The organism is Paraburkholderia bannensis NBRC 103871 (assembly GCF_000685015.1).
GTDB classification, from domain to species: Bacteria; Pseudomonadota; Gammaproteobacteria; order Burkholderiales; family Burkholderiaceae; genus Paraburkholderia; species Paraburkholderia bannensis.
In genome coordinates, this window is sequence record NZ_BAYA01000012.1 from 124,118 (window position 1) to 141,634 (window position 17,517).

Here is a 17,517-nt window from a genome sequence, read left to right on the forward strand (position 1 = left end):
AGCCACTCAAAACGCGCGCGCGGTCACCCAGGCTCAGTCCGCCCAGGCGAGTCCCGCGCCCTCCTCGTAGGCCGCGCTCGCCGATAGCAGCGCGGCGATCTCCGGCCCCGGCAACGGCGGCGCGAAGAAGTAGCCCTGCAACTCGTCGCACGCGCGCTCGCGCAAGAACGCGAACTGCTGCGACGTCTCCACCCCTTCCGCGATCACCTGCAGGCGCAGCTCGTGGGCAAGTGCGATGATGGCCGCCGTGATCGTCTCGTCGTCGCTGCTGGTGCCGATATCGGCCACGAACGAGCGGTCGATCTTGAGCCGGTCTACCGGCAGCCGCTTCAGGTAGCTCAGGCTCGAATAGCCCGTGCCGAAGTCGTCGATCGCAATGCCCACGCCCTGCTCGTGCAGCGCATTGAGCATCGACACCGCTTCTTCCGTGTTGCGCATCAGCGTGCTTTCGGTGAGCTCGACTTCCAGCCAGCACGGCTCCAGCCCCGTCTCCTGCAGCACGTCGCTCACCTGTTGCGCGATGTCGCGCTGATGGAAGGTCTTGGCCGACAGGTTCACCGACACGCGCACCGGCGGCAGCCCGGCGTCCTGCCACGCGCGGTTCTGCCGGCAGGCTTCGCGCAGCACCCAGTCGGACAGCGGCCCGATCAGCCCGCTTTCCTCGGCGACCGGAATGAACTGCGACGGCGACACGAGCCCCGCTTCCGGATCGTGCCAGCGCACCAGCGCCTCCATGCCGACGATGCGCCCAGTCTCGATCTCCACCTGCGGCTGGTAGTGCAACAAAAATTCGCTGTCGCGCAGCGCGCGGCGCAGCCGCCGTTCGAGATTCATGCGCGCGCCCGCGGCCGCGTTCATTTCCGGCTCGTAGAACTGGAAGGTGTTGCGGCCCAGTTCCTTGGCGCGGTACATCGCCACGTCGGCTTTCTTGAGCAGCGCTTCGGCGTCGTTGCCGTCCTGCGGGAACACGCTCGCGCCCATGCTGCAGCCGACGTACAGCTCGGTGCCGTCGATCATCACCGGCTCTGAAATCATCTGGCGCGCGCGCTCCATCCAGCCGATCAGCGATTTTTCGTCGATGGTGTCGGTGAGCACGATCACGAACTCGTCGCCGCCGTGGCGCGCCACCGTGTCGCTCGTGCGCGTGCAGCGCGTGAGGCGCTCGGCGACCACGCCCAGCAGCCGGTCGCCGACGCTATGGCCGAGACTGTCGTTGACGTTCTTGAAGCCGTCGAGGTCGATAAAGACCACGGCCACGCCGCGCTCATGGCGCTGCGCCGCGACCAGCGCCTGTTGCAGGCGATCGCGCAGCAGGTTGCGGTTGGGCAGCAGCGTGAGACTGTCGTAGTTGGCCTGGTATTCGAGCTGTTCCTGGTAGCGGATCAGCTCGGTCACGTCGTTGATGATGCCGATGTGATGCGTGATGCGCCCGTCCAGGTCGGGCACCGGCGCGATCAGCAGCTGGTTCCAGAACAACGCGCCGTCCTTGCGGTAATTGCGCAGCACGGCGCTCACTTCGCGGTTGCCCAGCAGCGCCTGGCGGATCGCGACGAGCCCATCCTGGTCGCGGTCGTCGCGCTGCAACAGACGGCAATCGAGGCCGATCACATCGGCGGGATCGTAGCCGGTGATGCGGCGGAACGCCGGGTTCGCGTACTCGATCAGGTTGCTGCCGCCCGGCCCCGGGCCGGTAATCAGGATCGCGTTCACGCAGGCGTCGAGCGCCCGGCTTTGCAGACGCAGCGCAAGGTCGGCGCGCTTGCTTTCGGTCGTATCCGAATAGGTGCCGAGCACGCCCATCACGCGGCCATCGCCGTCGAGCAGCGGCAGCTTGCTCGTGATCGTCGTGCGATGCAGGCCGTCGATCGTCAGGTCTTCTTCGTAATTCAGGCGCGGCAGGCCGGCGTCGATCACCTCGCGATCCTGCTCGCGCATGGTGTGCGCGTAGGCGCGCCACGGCAGATCGTCGTCGGTGCGCCCGACGATCTGCTCGGGATAAGACAGGCCCGCGTCGCGCGCGAAGGTCATGTTGCAGCCGATATAGCGCGACTCGGCGTCCTTCCAGTAGATGCGCTGCGGGATGTTGTCGATCACCGTTTCGAGCATCTGGTTCGAGCGCTGCGCCTCGACCTCGGCCTTGATCTGCTCGGTGACGTCGTCGGCTAGCACGAACACGGCCTCGCGGCCCATGAAGGTGAGCGCGTGGTGCGAGATATCGGCGCTGATGAGCGTGCCGTCGCGGCGCATGTGATGCCAGATGCCGGCCATCGTGCGCACGTTCTGCGTGAGCATGTCCGAGCGCGTGAGGTGCTGTTCGAGCCGCGAGACGTCCTCGCTCGGGCGGATCTCGCGGATCGTCATGTCGAGGAATTCTTCCTCGCTGTAGCCGTACTGCTGGATCGCCGCCGCGTTGACGGCGAGAAAGCGCAGCGTTTCGCGGTCGAACACGTACATCGGCACCGGATGAGCGTCGAACAGGCCCTGGAAGCGCTCGTTGCGCGTGCGCATGCCCGCGAGCGCGCGCAGCTTTTCGCGCGCGGCGTTCTCGCGTGCGCCGAAGGTGTAGATAAGCAGCGTCGCGCCAGCGAACATCGTCACGATCAGCAGGATCGAGGCGCGGCTGCCCGCACGCGTCGATTCGGCCAGCGCGGCGGCCAGGGCGAGATCCTGCTCGCCTTGCAGCGCGGAGAGCCGCGCGTCGACGCCGTCGACGCGCGTGTCGAGGCGGATATATTCGCTCGCGACCCAGGCCGCTACGCTGGCAGGAATCGCGCCTGGCGCCGTCGGTGCGCTGGCTGCGTCTGCTGCGGCGATGGCGGGAGCGACGGGGGCGTTCGACGTGCCAGGCGCCACGCCCGACGCTGCGCCTGCTGCAGCCGCGACGGCATAGGGCTCGGCGAGTGAACCGGCTGCCGCGCTCGAAGGCGCGGCGGGATTGGCGTACGGTGCGGCGAGACTCCCGTTGCTCGCGAGCGCGCCCGACGCATAGGGCTGCGCGAGACTATGTGCGCCCGCGGCGCTGGCGCTCGCATAGGGCTCAGCGAGACTTCGGGTTTGCTGCGGCGCGCCCGAACTCGCCGGCGACGACAGATCGTGTGGATGCGCCTTGTGCGTGTGCGCCTTGTTCGCGCCCAGGTGCGCGGCGACGCCGATGAACTTGCCGCGATGCGAGGGGCGCACGATGGCGTTGGGGTTGGTCGCTGGCGCGGCAGCGGGCTGCGAAGCCGCAATGGCTGGCGTGGTGGCGCTGGCAGCCACCGCGGCAGCCGGTGCAGTCGTGGCAGCGGCAGCCGCCGAAGCCGCCGCCGCGCTCGCCTGCACGCGCGCATCGGCGACGCGTTGTTCGGCACGCGCAAGCGTCTCGTCGATGTCCCGTGCGAGCAGGATGCCTTCGGTCGCGATCGCGTCGAAGCGGTGCACCAGTGCCGGATCGCCCGCCAGCTCGGCGTGCAGGGCCTGGGCGGCGTCGTCGAGTTCGCTGGCGCGGGCTTCGCGCGTGTCGGCGGACTCGGCATCGCCATTGGCGCCAAAGCGGCCCAGCGCGGCAAGTCCGCCGCCCAGCACATCGCGAAAATGGTCAAGATCGTGGCGCACACGGGCGGCCTGGGAGGCGCGCTGGTCGATTTCGCGTTGCCCGCCAATCTGCGTCCATGCCACGAAAGCGTTTGCGCCGACGGCAGCCACCACCACCAGGAGGTTGATGAGGTGCCGCTTCGAAAAATGAAGGTTCATGAATGCCGGAACGTCGTTCGTCGCCGTACGGCGGGCATGGGATGACTGCTAACGACCTGCGCAACAGGACGGCGCGCGATGCGCCCTTCCGGATAACGGCACTTCAAGGCAAGGCTTGAGGGGAGATTCGCGCAATTTCTCGCGCGCGAGGCGGTTTTAGGGGGCGCGCTCTAACGCCTGGGGCGCGTGCGGGCCGGAAAAACCGCCCAAAGCGGTGATAAAGCGGCAATAAAGCGGGGATATTCAGCGCGGCGCCGCGAGACCGAATTCCTTCATCGCTGGCACGAAATCGTGGTTGGCCTCGGGCTTGCGCGCGAGCTTGGCCAGCACGTAGCGCTGGAACGGCGCGAGTTGCGCCCAGTCCTCGACGTCCGGCGCGCGCAGGTTGGCGAGCGCCGCCTGATTGCCGATGCCGCCCGGCACGGCGTTGACGTCGCGCCACGCGGGCGCTTCCTCGGGCGAGAACCACTCCGGTTCGACGTTGGCATGGGTGCGCAGCATCTCGAACAGCGCGTGATCGAAATTCGGCTCGATCTCGGTGTCTTCGTCGACGGGAAAACGCGCCAGCAGGCGGCGATCCTCGTAGGGCAGCAACTGCCACTGCGCCAGCGAGATGCGCAGCCCGAAGCGATCCAGGTTGAAGCGCACGCACATGGGGATGAAGGTGAGGTCTTCGGACGAGACGACCTCGAACTGGAACAGGAGCGGAGCTTCGGTCAATGCCATGGCGGTAATCCTCGGAAGCGGGCCGGGTTGAGCGAAAGACGCCCGCTTGAGGTATTTTAGAACCTTCCGCGCCGGGGGCCGGCCAGCTTGCAAGCGCCGCCCATCGACACCCGACGGCGCCGCACAGGCATGACTGGAGTACCCCGCTTGAATTCCGCGAATTCCCCGCATTCCCCCGCTACCGCTCCCCTGCCCACCGACGAGCACGACGACCAGCCCGGCGCCGTGGCGCTGCGCGTGCACCGCCATCGCGGCGACAGCGTCGAGACGCGCGACGACCACGTCGGCCAGGAATGGCCTGTCGCGCTGGTCTTCAACGGTATCTCGCACGCAGTGATGATGTGCACCCCACGCGACCTGGAGGCGTTCGCCGTGGGCTTCGCGATCTCGGAAGGGATCGTCGGGCGCAACGCCGACATCCAGGACCTCGAAGTGTTCTGGCACACCGACGCACACATCCCGCACGCCGAAGTGCATCTCACGGTCGTGCAGCAGGCCTTCGTCGAATTGAAGGAAAAGCGCCGCGCGCTGGCAGGACGCAGCGGCTGCGGCGTGTGTGGCATCGAGAGCATCGACCTGCTCGATCTCGAACCGGAAATCGTGCCGGACACTGGCTTTCTCGCGCGTCTCGCGCCCGACGCCATCGCCCGCGCGGCGCGCGACCTGCCGCAGCATCAGGCGCTCACGAAACTCACCGGCGGACTGCACGCCGCCGCCTGGTGCGACGCCGATGGCCAGATCCTGCGCGCCTTCGAGGACGTGGGCCGTCACAACGCGCTCGACAAACTCATCGGCCAGCTGGTGCTCGATCGCGCCGATACGCAGCAGGGTTTCGTCTTCCTCTCCAGCCGCGCGAGCTACGAGCTGGTGCGCAAAGCCGCACGCGTAGGCATGCCGATGGTCGCGACGATCTCGGCGCCCTCTTCGCTCGCCGTCACCATTGCGAAGCGGGCCGGACTGCGGCTCGTGAGCTTTTGCCGCGAGTCCGGTTTCGTCGATTACGACACGGCCGGGTCGCCCCAGCCCTGACGCTTAATCGAACTGCCGGAAATCCGGCTTGCGCTTTTGCAGGAAGGCCGTGAACGCCTCGCGCGCTTCGGGCGCGAGCAGCATCTTGCCGAAGTGCACCGATTCCTCGCTGATCTGCGTCTTGATCTCGTGCTCGCTCGCGCGCTTCATGAGCGACTTGGTCACGCGCAGCGACGACGCCGGCAGCGCCACCAGCTTCGCCAGTTGCGCGGCAACGAACGCCTCCAGGTCGGCGGCCGCCACGACGCGGTTCACGAAGCCCATGCGATGCGCCTCGGCGGCATCGAAGGTCTCGCCGAGCAGCAGCTTTTCCGCCGCGCCCTGGTAGCCTGCGATGCGCGGCAGCAGCAGCGACGACGCCGCTTCCGGGCACAGCCCCAGTTGCGCGAACGGCATGGCGAAGCGCGCCGTATCGGCGGCATAGACCATATCGCAATGCAGCAGCAGCGTCGTGCCCACGCCGATGGCCGCGCCCGCCACGGCCGCGACGAGCGGCTTTTCGAACGTCGCGATGTTGCGCAGGAACTGCATGACCGGCGAGTCGCCGCCGGTCGGCGGGTTCTTCAGGAAGTCCTCGATGTCGTTGCCCGCCGTGAAGATTTCGGCGTGGCCGCGCAGCAGCACGGCGCGCACGGCGCCGTCTTCCTGCGCCGAAGCAAGCGCGTCGGACATCGCCTGGTACATCGCGGGCGTGAGCGCGTTCTTGCGCTCGGGACGGTTGATGGTGATGCTCAGCACGCCGTTTTCGCGTGCGATCAGGATTTCGTTGCTCATCAGCGAGTCTCCTCGTCTCGACGGTTCAGTTTCCGCCGGATATGAAAAACGGCTCGCAGACCGTGAAGCCTGCGAACCGTGTGTCTTATGCGCTAGAGCCCGAGCCGCTTACAGACGCTCGATAATGCCCGCCGCGCCCATGCCGGTGCCGACGCACATCGTCACCATGCCGTACTTGTAGTTGCGGCGACGCAGACCGTGCACGACCGTCGATGCGCGGATCGCACCGGTCGCGCCCAGCGGGTGGCCCAGCGCAATCGCGCCGCCCAGCGGGTTGATCTTCGACGGATCGAGGCCCAGGTCCTGGATCACCGCCAGCGACTGCGCGGCGAACGCCTCGTTCAGCTCGATCCAGTCGAGGTCGTCCTGCTTCAGGCCCGCGGCCTTCAGCGCTGCCGGAATCGCTTCCTTCGGGCCGATGCCCATGATTTCCGGCGGCACGCCGCGCACCGCGAAGCTCACGAAACGCGCAAGCGGCGTGAGGTTGAACTGCTTGAGGATCTTCTCGGAGACGACGATCAGCGCGCCCGCGCCATCCGACGTCTGCGAGCTGTTGCCCGCCGTGACCGAACCCTTGTTGGCGAACACCGCGCGCAGCTTCGCGAGGCCTTCGAGCGTGGTGTCCGCACGCGGGCCTTCGTCCAGCTCGATCAGGCGCTCCTTCACCTTCACTTCGCCGGTGGCGAGATCGGGGAAACGCTCGATGATCGTGTACGGCGAGATTTCGTCCTTGAACTCACCCGCCTGTTGCGCGGCAAGCGCCCGGCGATGCGACTCCACCGAAAACGCGTCCTGCGCTTCGCGGCTGATCTTCCAGCGCTCGGCGACTTTCTCGGCGGTCAGGCCCATGCCGTAAGCAATGCCAACATCTTCATTGCGATCGAAGATATGCGGCGAGAGCGACGGCTTGTTGCCCATCATCGGCACCATGCTCATCGATTCGCAGCCGCCCGCGATCATCGCGTCCGACTCGCCGACGCGAATGCGGTCGGCGGCCATCGCCAGCGCCGTGAGACCCGACGCGCAGAAGCGGTTGACGGTCACGCCGCCCACGCTTTGCGGCAGGCCCGCGAGCAGCGCACCGATACGCGCCACGTTCAGGCCTTGCTCGGCTTCCGGAATCGCGCAACCGACGATCGCGTCTTCGATCACGCTCGTGTCGAGGCCAGGCACCTGCGCCACGGCCGACTTGATCGCGTGCACCAGCAGCTCGTCGGGGCGCGTGTTCTTGAACACGCCGCGCGGCGCCTTGCCGATGGGCGTGCGGCTCGCGGCGACGATGTATGCATCCTGCAACTGTTTGCTCATCTTTGACTCCAGTATCTCGTATGCGTCGTGCCGCTTAGTTGCGCACCGGCTTGCCGGTTTGCAGCATGCCCATGATGCGTTCCTGCGTCTTTTGCGTGCCCAGCAGGTCGACAAAGGCGCGGCGCTCCAGCGTGAGCAGCCATTCCTCGTCGACGAGACTGCCCGCCTCGACGTCACCGCCGCACACCGCTTCCGCGATGCGGCCCGCGATCAGGTAATCGTGGTCGCTGATGAAGCGGCCATCGCGCATGTTCACAAGCGACGCCTTGATGGTCGAGATCGCCGAGCGGCCCGCGACCGGAATCTGCTTCGCACGCAACGGCGCACGATAACCGGATGCGCTCAACGCACGCGCTTCCTTCTTCGCCGTATCGAGCAGCTCGAACACGTTGAAGACGATCGTGTCCGACGGCTTCAGGTAGCCCATCGTGCGCGCTTCGAGCGCCGAACCCGAGACCTTGGCCATCGCCGCGTTTTCGAACGACTTCTGCAGGAAACGCAGCAGGTCGCTCGGCACGGCGCCGATCTGCGCTGCCGCATCGGCTGCACGCACGGCGGCTTCCTTCAGGCCGCCGCCCGCCGGCACCAGGCCCACGCCCACTTCCACCAGACCGACGTAGCTTTCGATGTGCGCCACGCGCTTCGCGCTGTGCAGCATGATTTCGCAACCGCCGCCGAGCGCGATGCCCGACACCGCCGCCACGACCGGCACGTTCGCGTACTTCACGCGCATCATCGTGTCCTGGAACTTCTTGACGAACGGCTCGATGCCCTTCGCGCCGCCCATCATGAAGGCAGGCATGGCTTCTTCGAGGTTCGCACCGGCCGAGAACGGGCCGCCCGGCGCGCCGAGCTTGAGCGACGTCGGCTGCCAGATCACGAGGCCCTTGTAGCCGTCTTCGGCGATCTCGATGGCCTTCACGAGCGAATCCAGCACGCCCGGGCCCATCGTGTTCATCTTGCTCTTGTACGAGACGATGACGACATCGTCCTCGCCTGCGCGGTCATCGACCCACGCGCGCAGATGCTCGTTCTCGAACAGCGTCTTGCCGTAGCTCTTCGGATCGCGTGCATTCGATTCGCCGAACAGCGCCGCGCGGAACACCTGACGCTCGTAGACCGGCAGGTTCGAGCGCGGCTCGAAGCGCGCCGCAGCGGGCGACCACGAACCTTCCGCACCGTGCACGCCGCCGTTCGCAGCGACCGGGCCTTCGAACACCCAGGCGGGCAGCGGTGCATTCGACAGCGTCTTGCCCGCGTCGATGTCTTCCTTCACCCATTCGGCGACCTGCTTCCAGCCTGCGGCCTGCCAGCCCTCGAACGGGCCTTCGTTCCAGCCGAAGCCCCAGCGGATCGCCAGATCGACGTCGCGCGCGTTATCGGCGATCGACTCCAGGTGCACGCCGATGTAATGGAACACGTCGCGGAAGATCGACCACAGGAACTGTGCCTGCGGGTGCTCCGATTCGCGCAGCAGCTTCAGACGTTCTGCCGGCGGGCGCTTGAGGATGCGGCCCACGAGTTCGTCGGCCTTCGCGCCGCCGTCCACGTACTCGCCGGTGTTGCCGTCGAGCACCTTGATCGCTTTGCCTTCCTTGCGATAGAAGCCGCCGCCCGTCTTCTGACCGAGCGCGCCCTTCGCCACCAGGCCCGCCAGCACCGCCGGCGTTTCGTAGACCGCGAAGAACGGATCGTCCTTCAGGTTGTCCTGCATCGTCTTGATGACATGCGCCATCGTGTCCAGGCCGACAACGTCAGCAGTCCGGAACGTCGCCGACTTCGCGCGGCCCAGACGGCTGCCGGTCAGGTCGTCGACTTCGTCGAAACGCAGGCCGAACTTCTTCGCTTCGGTGATGACCGCGAGGATCGAGAAAATGCCGACGCGGTTGGCGATGAAGTTCGGCGTATCCTTCGCGCGCACCACGCCCTTGCCGACGACGCTCGTGAGGAACGATTCGAGCTGGTCGAGGATCTCGGGCTTCGTGTGCACGGTCGGGATCAGCTCGACCAGGTGCATGTAGCGCGGCGGGTTGAAGAAGTGCACGCCGCAAAAGCGCGCCTTGAGGTTGTCGTCGAAACCTTGCGACAGTTCCGTGATCGACAGACCCGAGGTGTTGGACGCGAAGATCGCGTTCGGCGCGAGGTGCGGCGCGACCTTCTTGTAGAGGTCGTGCTTCCAGTCCATGCGCTCGGCGATCGCTTCGATCACCACGTCGCATTCCGCCAGCTTCGCGATGTCGTCTTCGTAGTTCGCGGGCGTGATGTACTGCGCGTCGTCCTTCACGCCGAACGGCGCGGGCGAGAGCTTCTTCAGCGTCTCGATCGCCTTGAGCGCGATGGCGTTCTTGGGGCCTTCCTTCGCGGGCAGATCGAACAGCAGCACGGGCACGCGGGCGTTGATCAGGTGCGCGGCGATCTGCGCGCCCATCACGCCGGCGCCGAGTACGGCGACCTTGCGAATATTAAGATTGCTCACGTTGTTCCTCCAGCGGATATGCAATGTCGAGCGAAAACGGGACAAATACGGGATGGTTTCGCGGCGCGATCCGGTGAGTTGTTGTTCTGGCCGGTGCGCCGCTTGAGAGATTCGGTGATGCGATATCGGGCGATGCGCTCCCGCAGAAGCGCATCGCTTGCGCGCTTAGAACAGCGCTTCGTCGACTTCCATCAGCGTCTTCGAGCCCGCGCGCGCCTGGCGGATCGAGGTCGCCGTTTCGGGCAGCAGCTTCGCGAAGTAGAAGCGCGCCGTGGCCAGCTTCGACTTGTAGAACGGATCGCCCGAGCTTTCCTTGTCGAGCGCGATGCGCGCCATGCGCGCCCAGAAGTACGCGAACACGAGGTGGCCCGCCGTGCGCAGGTACGGCACAGCGGCCGCGCCCACTTCGTCCGGGTTCTGCATGGCCTTCATGCCGATTTCCATCGTGAGCTTCTGCATCTTGTCGCCGATGTCGGCGAGCGGATTCACGAACTCCTGCATCTCCGTCTTGATGCCTTCGGCTTCGACGAAATCCGTCACCAGCTTGCCGAACTTCTTGAGCTTCGCGCCCATGTCGCCCAGCACCTTGCGGCCCAGCAGGTCGAGCGACTGGATCGTGTTGGTGCCTTCGTAGATCTGGTTGATACGCGCGTCGCGCACGTACTGCTCCATGCCCCACTCGGAGATGAAGCCGTGGCCGCCGTACACCTGCATGCCGAGGTTGGTGCTCTCGAATGCGTTGTCGGTCAGGAACGCCTTGATGATCGGCGTGAGCAGCGCGACCAGGTCGGCGGCTTCCTTGCGCTCGGTTTCGTCGCCGTGCGACAGTTCCTTGTCGATCTGCAGCGCCGACCAGTACGTGAAGGCGCGCGCGCCTTCGGCCCAGGCCTTCTGCGTGAGCAGCATGCGGCGCACGTCCGGATGCACGATAATCGGATCGGCGGCCTTTTCAGGCGCCTTCGGGCCGGTCAGCGCACGCATCTGCAGACGCTCCTTCGCGTACGTGAGCGAGTTCTGGTACGCGACTTCGGTCAGACCCAGGCCTTGCATGCCCACGCCCAGACGCGCGGCGTTCATCATCACGAACATGGCGTTCAAGCCCTTGTTCGGTTCGCCCACGAGCCAGCCCGTCGCGCCGTCCAGGTTCATGACGCAGGTCGAGTTGCCGTGAATGCCCATCTTGTGTTCGATCGAGCCGCACTTGATGCCGTTGCGCTCGCCCACTGCGCCAGAGGCCGTGGGGATGAACTTCGGCACGATGAAGAGCGAAATGCCCTTGGTGCCTTGCGGCGCGTCCGGCAGGCGCGCGAGCACGAGGTGGATGATGTTCTCCGCCATGTCGTGCTCACCGCTCGAAATGAAGATCTTCGTGCCGGAGATTGCGTAGGAGCCGTCGCTGTTCGGTTCGGCCTTGGTGCGCAGGATGCCGAGGTCGGTGCCGCAATGCGGCTCGGTCAGGCACATCGTGCCCGTCCACACGCCTTCGACGAGCTTCGGCAGGTAGGTCTGCTGGAGTTCGGGCGTGCCGTGCGCGTGCAGGCATTCGTAGGCGCCGTGCGACAGACCCGGGTACATCGTCCACGCCTGGTTCGCCGAGTTGAGCATTTCGTAGAGCGCGTTGTTCACGAACGCGGGCAGGCCCTGGCCGCCGTATTCGGGATCGCAGCCCAGTGCGGGCCAGCCGGCTTCGACGTATTGCTTGTAGGCTTCCTTGAAGCCCGTCGGCGTGGTGACAACGCCGTCGCCGGCATACGTGCAGCCTTCACGATCGCCGACCTGGTTCAGCGGAAACAGCACTTCCGAGCAGAACTTGCCTGCCTCTTCCAGCACCTGGTTGATGGTGTCGGCGTCGAGGTCAGCGTGCTTCGGCATCTGCTTGACTTCGCCTTCCACGTTCAGCAGTTCGTGCAGCACGAATTGCATGTCGCGCAGCGGCGCGGTGTACTGTCCCATGTTTTTCTCCCTAGATAGAGCTGTAGAGTTTCGGGCTTTCGCGTACCGCCGCGACGCTGTGCACGGCGTTCGCTACTCGCTCACGCTCTGGTACGAAACAATCAGTTTTTCGAACGCGGCCCACGTATGCTCGACCGCGTCCGGCAGGTGCAGGAAGCGGCCGTCATGATGCAGGCCGAGTGTCACGCTATACAGTTCGAACAGCATCAGCGCGGGATCGGTGTCGCGTCGCAGATGCCCTTCTTCGATCGCCTGCGCAATGGCCCTGAGCAGCGCCGCACGCCACATCGTCACGCTCGCCACCAGTTGCTCGCGCACCTGGCTGTCCGCGCGGTCGTCGTACTCGACCGCGCCGCTGATGTAGATGCAGCCGGTCGTCACTTCGTGGATGCGCTTTTCGAACCATCGCGACAGCATCGCACGCAGACGAGGCAAACCGCGTGGTTCGCGCAAGCTCGGAAAGAAGACTTCTTCCTCGAATCTGCGATGGTACTCACGCACCACCTCGACCTGCAGGTCTTCGCGCGAACCGAAGTGCGCGAAGACGCCGCTCTTGCTCATCTGCATGCGCTCAGCCAGCAATCCGATGGTCAGACCTTCCAGTCCGTCCCGGCTCGCGAGGTCGAGTGCTGCATCCAGAATGGCGGCTCGTGTCTGTTCGCCTTTACGCATAGCTTTAATTTACCGTGACGATGTGGCCGCGATGTTGGCTTGATCTGCTCGCATCTCGGCCTGAATTAAATCGAACGGCCGTACTATTGTTGAGGACAGCCGCCCGCGAAACAAGGACTTTATTAGAAACCGATTTCTAACCGGTACTCTAATTTTCGGGGATCGCAAGAAGCGCACAAGCGAACATTTCTCGATTGCACGCGGGGCGATTCGTGTGGCAGGCATGGGCCTGGCGTCGCGCTCGCATCGGCCACGGCTTGGCGTGTTGCGGCGCACTAGAAAGCTAGTCGTAACCGCCTACGGTGAGTAGTTTCATGACCACGCGATAGGAGTTCCACGCGAGCCAGTTCACCGCGCGCACGTGCCACGGACGGGCCTCGTAGCGGGCGCGGTCGATCTTGGGCGATTCGTCGAAGCCACTCAGGATTGCGTCGCGCAACTGCGCGATCTGGGGATGCTGCACGAGCAGCACGTTGGCCTCGTTGTTGAGCACGAGACTCAGCGCATCGAGATTCGACGAACCGACTGTCCCCCACGCGCAATCCACCACGGCCACTTTGCCGTGCAGCATGGTCTTTTCGTATTCCGCAATCTGCACGCCCGCGCTCAGCAACTGGTGATAGAGAAACGGCGTGCCGTAGTCGAGCACCTTGAACTCTTTTCGTCCGATCAAAAGCTTGACGGTCACGCCTCGCGACGCGGCCTCGACGAGCGCGCGGCGTAACCGCCGCCCCGGCATGAAGTACGGATTGGCGAGCAGCACTTCCTTGCGCGCCTCGCCGATGGCGTCCAGATAGGCCTTTTCGATGGCGCGCCGGTTCACCACGTTGTCGCGCGCGACGAACGCCACGCAGGGCACGTGCGCCGTGCGCGGATCGGGCACGCCCGCGCGCAGGCGCTCGCGCAGCCGCGCGATGATGCGCTGCGCGCGTCCGGTGCGAACCACGGGCGCGAGTTCGCGCAGCACTTCGTTGACGGCCTTGGCGGGCTGCATCACCGTGTGGCCCGTGGGATGCGGCGCGAGAAAACCCGCGCTCGCAGGCACGCCAGGCGAGAGCGTGGCGAGCCCCTCGGGCGCGCCTGCGCCCGCGAGCGGCGGCCGGTGCCCGAGGCGGATACGCCGCCACTGCATCTCGATCGCCTCGCGCACGTCCACGACCACTGGCCCCGCCAGTTCCACCGCGAAGTCCCAGCGCGCGAACGGCAGCGGTTTGCCGTCGTTCTCCATGTCGTCGACCACGTTGATGCCGCCGCAATACGCGTACTGATCGTCGATCACGGTGAGCTTGCGGTGCGTGCGCGAAAAGCCGAAGCGCCCGAAGATGTGCGGGTTATAGATGCGATGCTCGATGCCCGCGGCAGGCCAGCTGTTGAACAGATCGAGCCGCGCCGTGCCGACGCCGTCAGTGATGACGCGCACGCGCACGCCGCGACGCGCCGCGCGGATCAGCGCTCCGGACAGCGCCTGTCCGGTCGCATCGCTGCAAAAGATGTAGGTTTCGAGCGCGACATCGCGCCGGGCGGCGTCGATGCGCTCGATCATCGCCGCAAACAGGCCCTCGCCGGAGTGGAACAGGCGCACCTCGTTGCCGCTCGTGAAGCGGTAGCGCGAACGATAGCGCCGCCCCAGCAACGCCTCGCGCAGCCGCATGACGCGGCGCGGTTCGAGGTCGGCTTCGGGATCGGCGCGGGTGTCGCTCACTGAGGCTCTCCGGGATGACTCGCGGCAAGGCGTGCGGGCAGTTGCAGGATCGCCTCGCGATTGGACGACGAGAAGCACTTCGCGGCGGCTTCTTCGTAGGGCAGCCACAGATACGCGGTGTGCTCGCGCGGCGCGAGCGTGACAGGCGTACCGGCGGGTACTTCGAGACTAAACCAGTGCTCGGTATTGCGTGTGACGCCCTCGGCGTAGCGATGGCGCCAGACCGGATAGATCTCGTAGTCGATCTCGTGATGCCAGTCGCGCAGCGCCCCGGCGGGCACAGTCGGCACATCCGGCACGCCGGGCGAACCCACGACGATGCCCGTTTCCTCCGCCACTTCGCGCACGGCGGTTTCCGTAAATGACTCGTCGAGGCGATCCTTCGAGCCCGTGACCGACTGCCAGAAGCCGGCGCGGTCGGCGCGCTCGATGATCAGGACGTCCATGCGCCCCGCCACAGGCGGCGTATGGATGACGACGAGTACGGATTGCGGGATCTTCGGCGGCTTCTGCATGGCGATAAAACGGGTAGGGGCCGCGATGTTTGCGACTGTCTTGTCGGAATTTAACGCAAAAGGGGCAAATAGCGCTTGGGTTCGATGGCGCAATCAGCGTGCGTGCGGCTCAAGATCGGCGTCGGGACACGTGGGTTCGAAGTCGGCATCGACATGCTGGGACAGATGCACCAGCGTCTTTCCATCGCCGATCCGCTTGCCGAGATAATGCACGCCCTCGCCCGACGTGCAGGTGGAAAGGCGCACCTTCAGGCCGCCTTCGAGCGTGGCGTCGGCGGTCTTGCCCACCTGCGCGAAATGGGCCTCGCCCGTCACGCCGAAGCCAGAAACGTCCTTGTCGATCGTTGCTGGCAGCTTGATCGCGTAAGCCGTCACGGCGCGATCGCGCAGGTCGTCGAACACATTGGGATTGGCGGGCGCGTGGCCGCTGATGATCGCGCAACATTGCACGGCCGGATGATCGACGTCCGGCACGATTTGCAGCGTCGTGCCATTGGACAGTTGCGGATTCACCGAATAGTAGACGCCGAACGAGATGAAACCGACCTGCTGCGCGTGCGCAAGCGTCGCCGAAGCGAGCGAAACGACGAGGAACAAGGCACGAAGCGCGCGTAGCGACATGGCAGGTCTTTTCAATTCGATGGCCGCGCAGTCTAGCAAATCGGCGTGATTTGAAGGCGCACGTTGCTGGAAACTTGCCAGACGCGCGGCGAAAAAAAAGAGGCGCCTAAGCGCCTCTTCTTCGTGCAGCGGCTAAACCGGCTTAAAGCGCGGCTTACTGCGCCGTCTTCGGCTCCGGCTGACGCAGACGGATGTGCAGTTCCTTCAGCTGACGCTCGTCAACTTCGCTCGGCGCCTGCGTGAGCAGACACTGTGCGCGTTGCGTCTTCGGGAACGCGATCACGTCGCGGATCGAGTCGGCGCCGGCCATCATCGTGACGATGCGGTCGAGGCCGAACGCGATACCGCCGTGCGGCGGCGCGCCGTACTGCAGCGCGTCCAGCAGGAAGCCGAACTTCGCACGCGCTTCTTCCGGGCCGATCTTCAGCGCGCGGAACACCTTGCTCTGCACGTCTTCCTGATAGATACGAACCGAACCGCCGCCGATTTCCCAGCCGTTGAGCACCATGTCGTACGCCTTCGCGAGGCAGCGGCCCGGATCCGTTTCCAGATATTCCAGGTGCTCGTCCTTCGGGCTCGTGAACGGGTGGTGAGCGGCCACGTAGCGGTTTTCTTCCTCGTCGTACTCGAACATCGGGAAGTCGATCACCCACAGCGGCTTCCAGCCCTTCTCGACCAGGCCGTTGGCCTTGCCGAATTCCGAATGGCCGACCTTCAAGCGCAGCGCGCCCAGGCTGTCGTTCACGACCTTCGCGCGATCTGCCGCGAAGAAGATGATGTCGCCGTCTTGCGCGCCGGTGCGCTCAAGGATCGCTGCGATCGACGCGTCGTGCAGGTTCTTGACGATCGGGCTTTGCAGACCGTCACGGCCCTTCGCGACTTCGTTGACCTTGATCCAGGCGAGGCCCTTCGCGCCGTAGATGCGCACGAATTCCGTGTAGCCGTCGATGTCGCCACGCGAGAGTTCCGCGCCCTTCGGCACGCGCAGTGCGGCAACGCGGCCGTCCTTGCTGTTGGCCGGCGTGCTGAACACCTTGAAGTCCACGTCCTTCATGGCGTCGGTGAGTTCCGTGAATTCGAGCTTCACGCGCAGGTCGGGCTTGTCCGAACCGAAACGGCTCATGGCTTCCGAATACGGCATGACCGGGAACTTCGCGTCGAGTTCGACGCCGATCGTTTCCTTGAACACGTGACGCGCCATGTCTTCGAACAGGTCGCGGATTTCCTGCTCGCCGAGGAACGACGTTTCGCAGTCGATCTGCGTGAATTCGGGCTGACGGTCAGCGCGCAGGTCTTCGTCGCGGAAACACTTGACGATCTGGTAGTAGCGATCGAAGTTCGCCACCATCAGCAGCTGCTTGAAGAGCTGCGGCGACTGCGGCAGCGCGAAGAACTGACCCGGGTTCGTGCGCGACGGCACGAGGTAGTCGCGGGCGCCTTCCGGCGTGCTCTTCGTGAGCATCGGCGTTTCGATGTCGATGAAGCCGAGCGCGTCCAGGTACTTGCGCGTTTCCATCGCCACGCGGTAACGCAGGCGCAGGTTGTGCTGCATCTGCGGACGGCGCAGATCCAGCACGCGATGCGTGAGGCGCGTCGTTTCCGAGAGGTTGTCGTCGTCGAGCTGGAACGGCGGCGTGACCGACGCGTTCAGCACCACGAGTTCGTGGCACAGCACTTCGATCTTGCCGCTCTTCAGGTTGGCGTTGACCGTGCCTTCCGGACGATTGCGAACCAGGCCCTTGATCTGCACGCAGAACTCGTTGCGCACGCCTTCGGCCACCTTGAACATCTCTGCACGGTCGGGGTCGCACACGACCTGTACCAGACCTTCGCGGTCGCGCAGGTCGATGAAGATAACGCCGCCATGGTCGCGGCGGCGTTGCACCCAACCGCACAGCGAAACGTTTTGGCCCAGCAGCTGTTCGGTCACCAGACCGCAGTATTCAGATCTCATCGACATGATGTTCGTCTTTCGTTATGCGTAAATTAAACGGGAAGCCCGCGCGTCT

Annotated in this window: 12 protein-coding genes; 1 reads left to right on the forward strand and 11 read right to left on the reverse strand. The window is 65.3% G+C overall.

Annotated elements, in window-relative coordinates:
- Nucleotides 1–33: 33 nt before the first annotated feature.
- Both BBA01S_RS41835 and BBA01S_RS19480 read right to left on the reverse strand, forming a co-directional pair.
- Complete coding sequence (locus BBA01S_RS41835) at nt 34–3,732, reverse strand: sensor domain-containing protein (protein WP_245641530.1); 3,699 nt, start codon at nt 3,730–3,732, stop codon at nt 34–36.
- Between the two features lie 243 nt (nt 3,733–3,975).
- Nucleotides 3,976–4,458 carry a nitrate reductase associated protein gene (locus tag BBA01S_RS19480; RefSeq protein ID WP_027817926.1) on the reverse strand — a complete coding sequence of 161 codons (483 nt, stop codon included), beginning with the start codon at nt 4,456–4,458 and terminating at the stop codon, nt 3,976–3,978.
- A gap of 189 nt (nt 4,459–4,647) precedes the next feature.
- On the opposite strand from BBA01S_RS19480, the gene fdhD reads away from it, so the two are divergent.
- Nucleotides 4,648–5,487, forward strand: a complete 840-nt coding sequence (fdhD, locus tag BBA01S_RS19485) for a formate dehydrogenase accessory sulfurtransferase FdhD (protein ID WP_027817927.1) — start codon at nt 4,648–4,650, stop codon at nt 5,485–5,487.
- 3 nt (nt 5,488–5,490) lie between these two features.
- Here fdhD and BBA01S_RS19490 read toward each other — a convergent pair whose 3' ends face one another.
- The 9 genes from BBA01S_RS19490 to aspS all read right to left on the reverse strand — a co-directional run bounded on the left by BBA01S_RS19490 (nt 5,491) and on the right by aspS (nt 17,468).
- On the reverse strand, nt 5,491–6,261 hold the full coding sequence (locus BBA01S_RS19490; RefSeq protein WP_027817928.1) for an enoyl-CoA hydratase: 771 nt from the start codon (nt 6,259–6,261) through the stop codon (nt 5,491–5,493).
- Between the two features lie 108 nt (nt 6,262–6,369).
- On the reverse strand, nt 6,370–7,569 hold the full coding sequence (locus BBA01S_RS19495; RefSeq protein WP_027817929.1) for an acetyl-CoA C-acyltransferase: 1,200 nt from the start codon (nt 7,567–7,569) through the stop codon (nt 6,370–6,372).
- A gap of 34 nt (nt 7,570–7,603) precedes the next feature.
- Nucleotides 7,604–10,045, reverse strand: a complete 2,442-nt coding sequence (locus BBA01S_RS19500) for a 3-hydroxyacyl-CoA dehydrogenase/enoyl-CoA hydratase family protein (protein ID WP_027817930.1) — start codon at nt 10,043–10,045, stop codon at nt 7,604–7,606.
- A 165-nt stretch (nt 10,046–10,210) separates the two neighbouring features.
- Complete coding sequence (locus BBA01S_RS19505) at nt 10,211–11,998, reverse strand: acyl-CoA dehydrogenase C-terminal domain-containing protein (protein ID WP_027817931.1); 1,788 nt, start codon at nt 11,996–11,998, stop codon at nt 10,211–10,213.
- A 72-nt stretch (nt 11,999–12,070) separates the two neighbouring features.
- Nucleotides 12,071–12,670, reverse strand: coding sequence for a TetR/AcrR family transcriptional regulator (locus tag BBA01S_RS19510; protein ID WP_027817932.1), 600 nt, complete (start codon nt 12,668–12,670; stop codon nt 12,071–12,073).
- A gap of 283 nt (nt 12,671–12,953) precedes the next feature.
- The gene (locus BBA01S_RS19515) at nt 12,954–14,321 is read right to left on the reverse strand and encodes a phospholipase D-like domain-containing protein (protein WP_027817933.1); all 1,368 of its coding nucleotides are present in this window, start codon (nt 14,319–14,321) and stop codon (nt 12,954–12,956) included.
- Nucleotides 14,322–14,368: 47 nt separating this feature from the next.
- Nucleotides 14,369–14,887, reverse strand: a complete 519-nt coding sequence (nudB, locus tag BBA01S_RS19520; RefSeq protein WP_027817934.1) for a dihydroneopterin triphosphate diphosphatase — start codon at nt 14,885–14,887, stop codon at nt 14,369–14,371.
- A 93-nt stretch (nt 14,888–14,980) separates the two neighbouring features.
- Nucleotides 14,981–15,508 (reverse strand): hypothetical protein, encoded by a 528-nt coding sequence (locus tag BBA01S_RS19525; RefSeq protein WP_027817935.1) that lies wholly within the window; start codon nt 15,506–15,508, stop codon nt 14,981–14,983.
- 154 nt (nt 15,509–15,662) lie between these two features.
- Nucleotides 15,663–17,468 (reverse strand): aspartate--tRNA ligase, encoded by a 1,806-nt coding sequence (aspS, locus tag BBA01S_RS19530; protein ID WP_027817936.1) that lies wholly within the window; start codon nt 17,466–17,468, stop codon nt 15,663–15,665.
- Between the last annotated feature and the right edge of the window lie 49 nt (nt 17,469–17,517).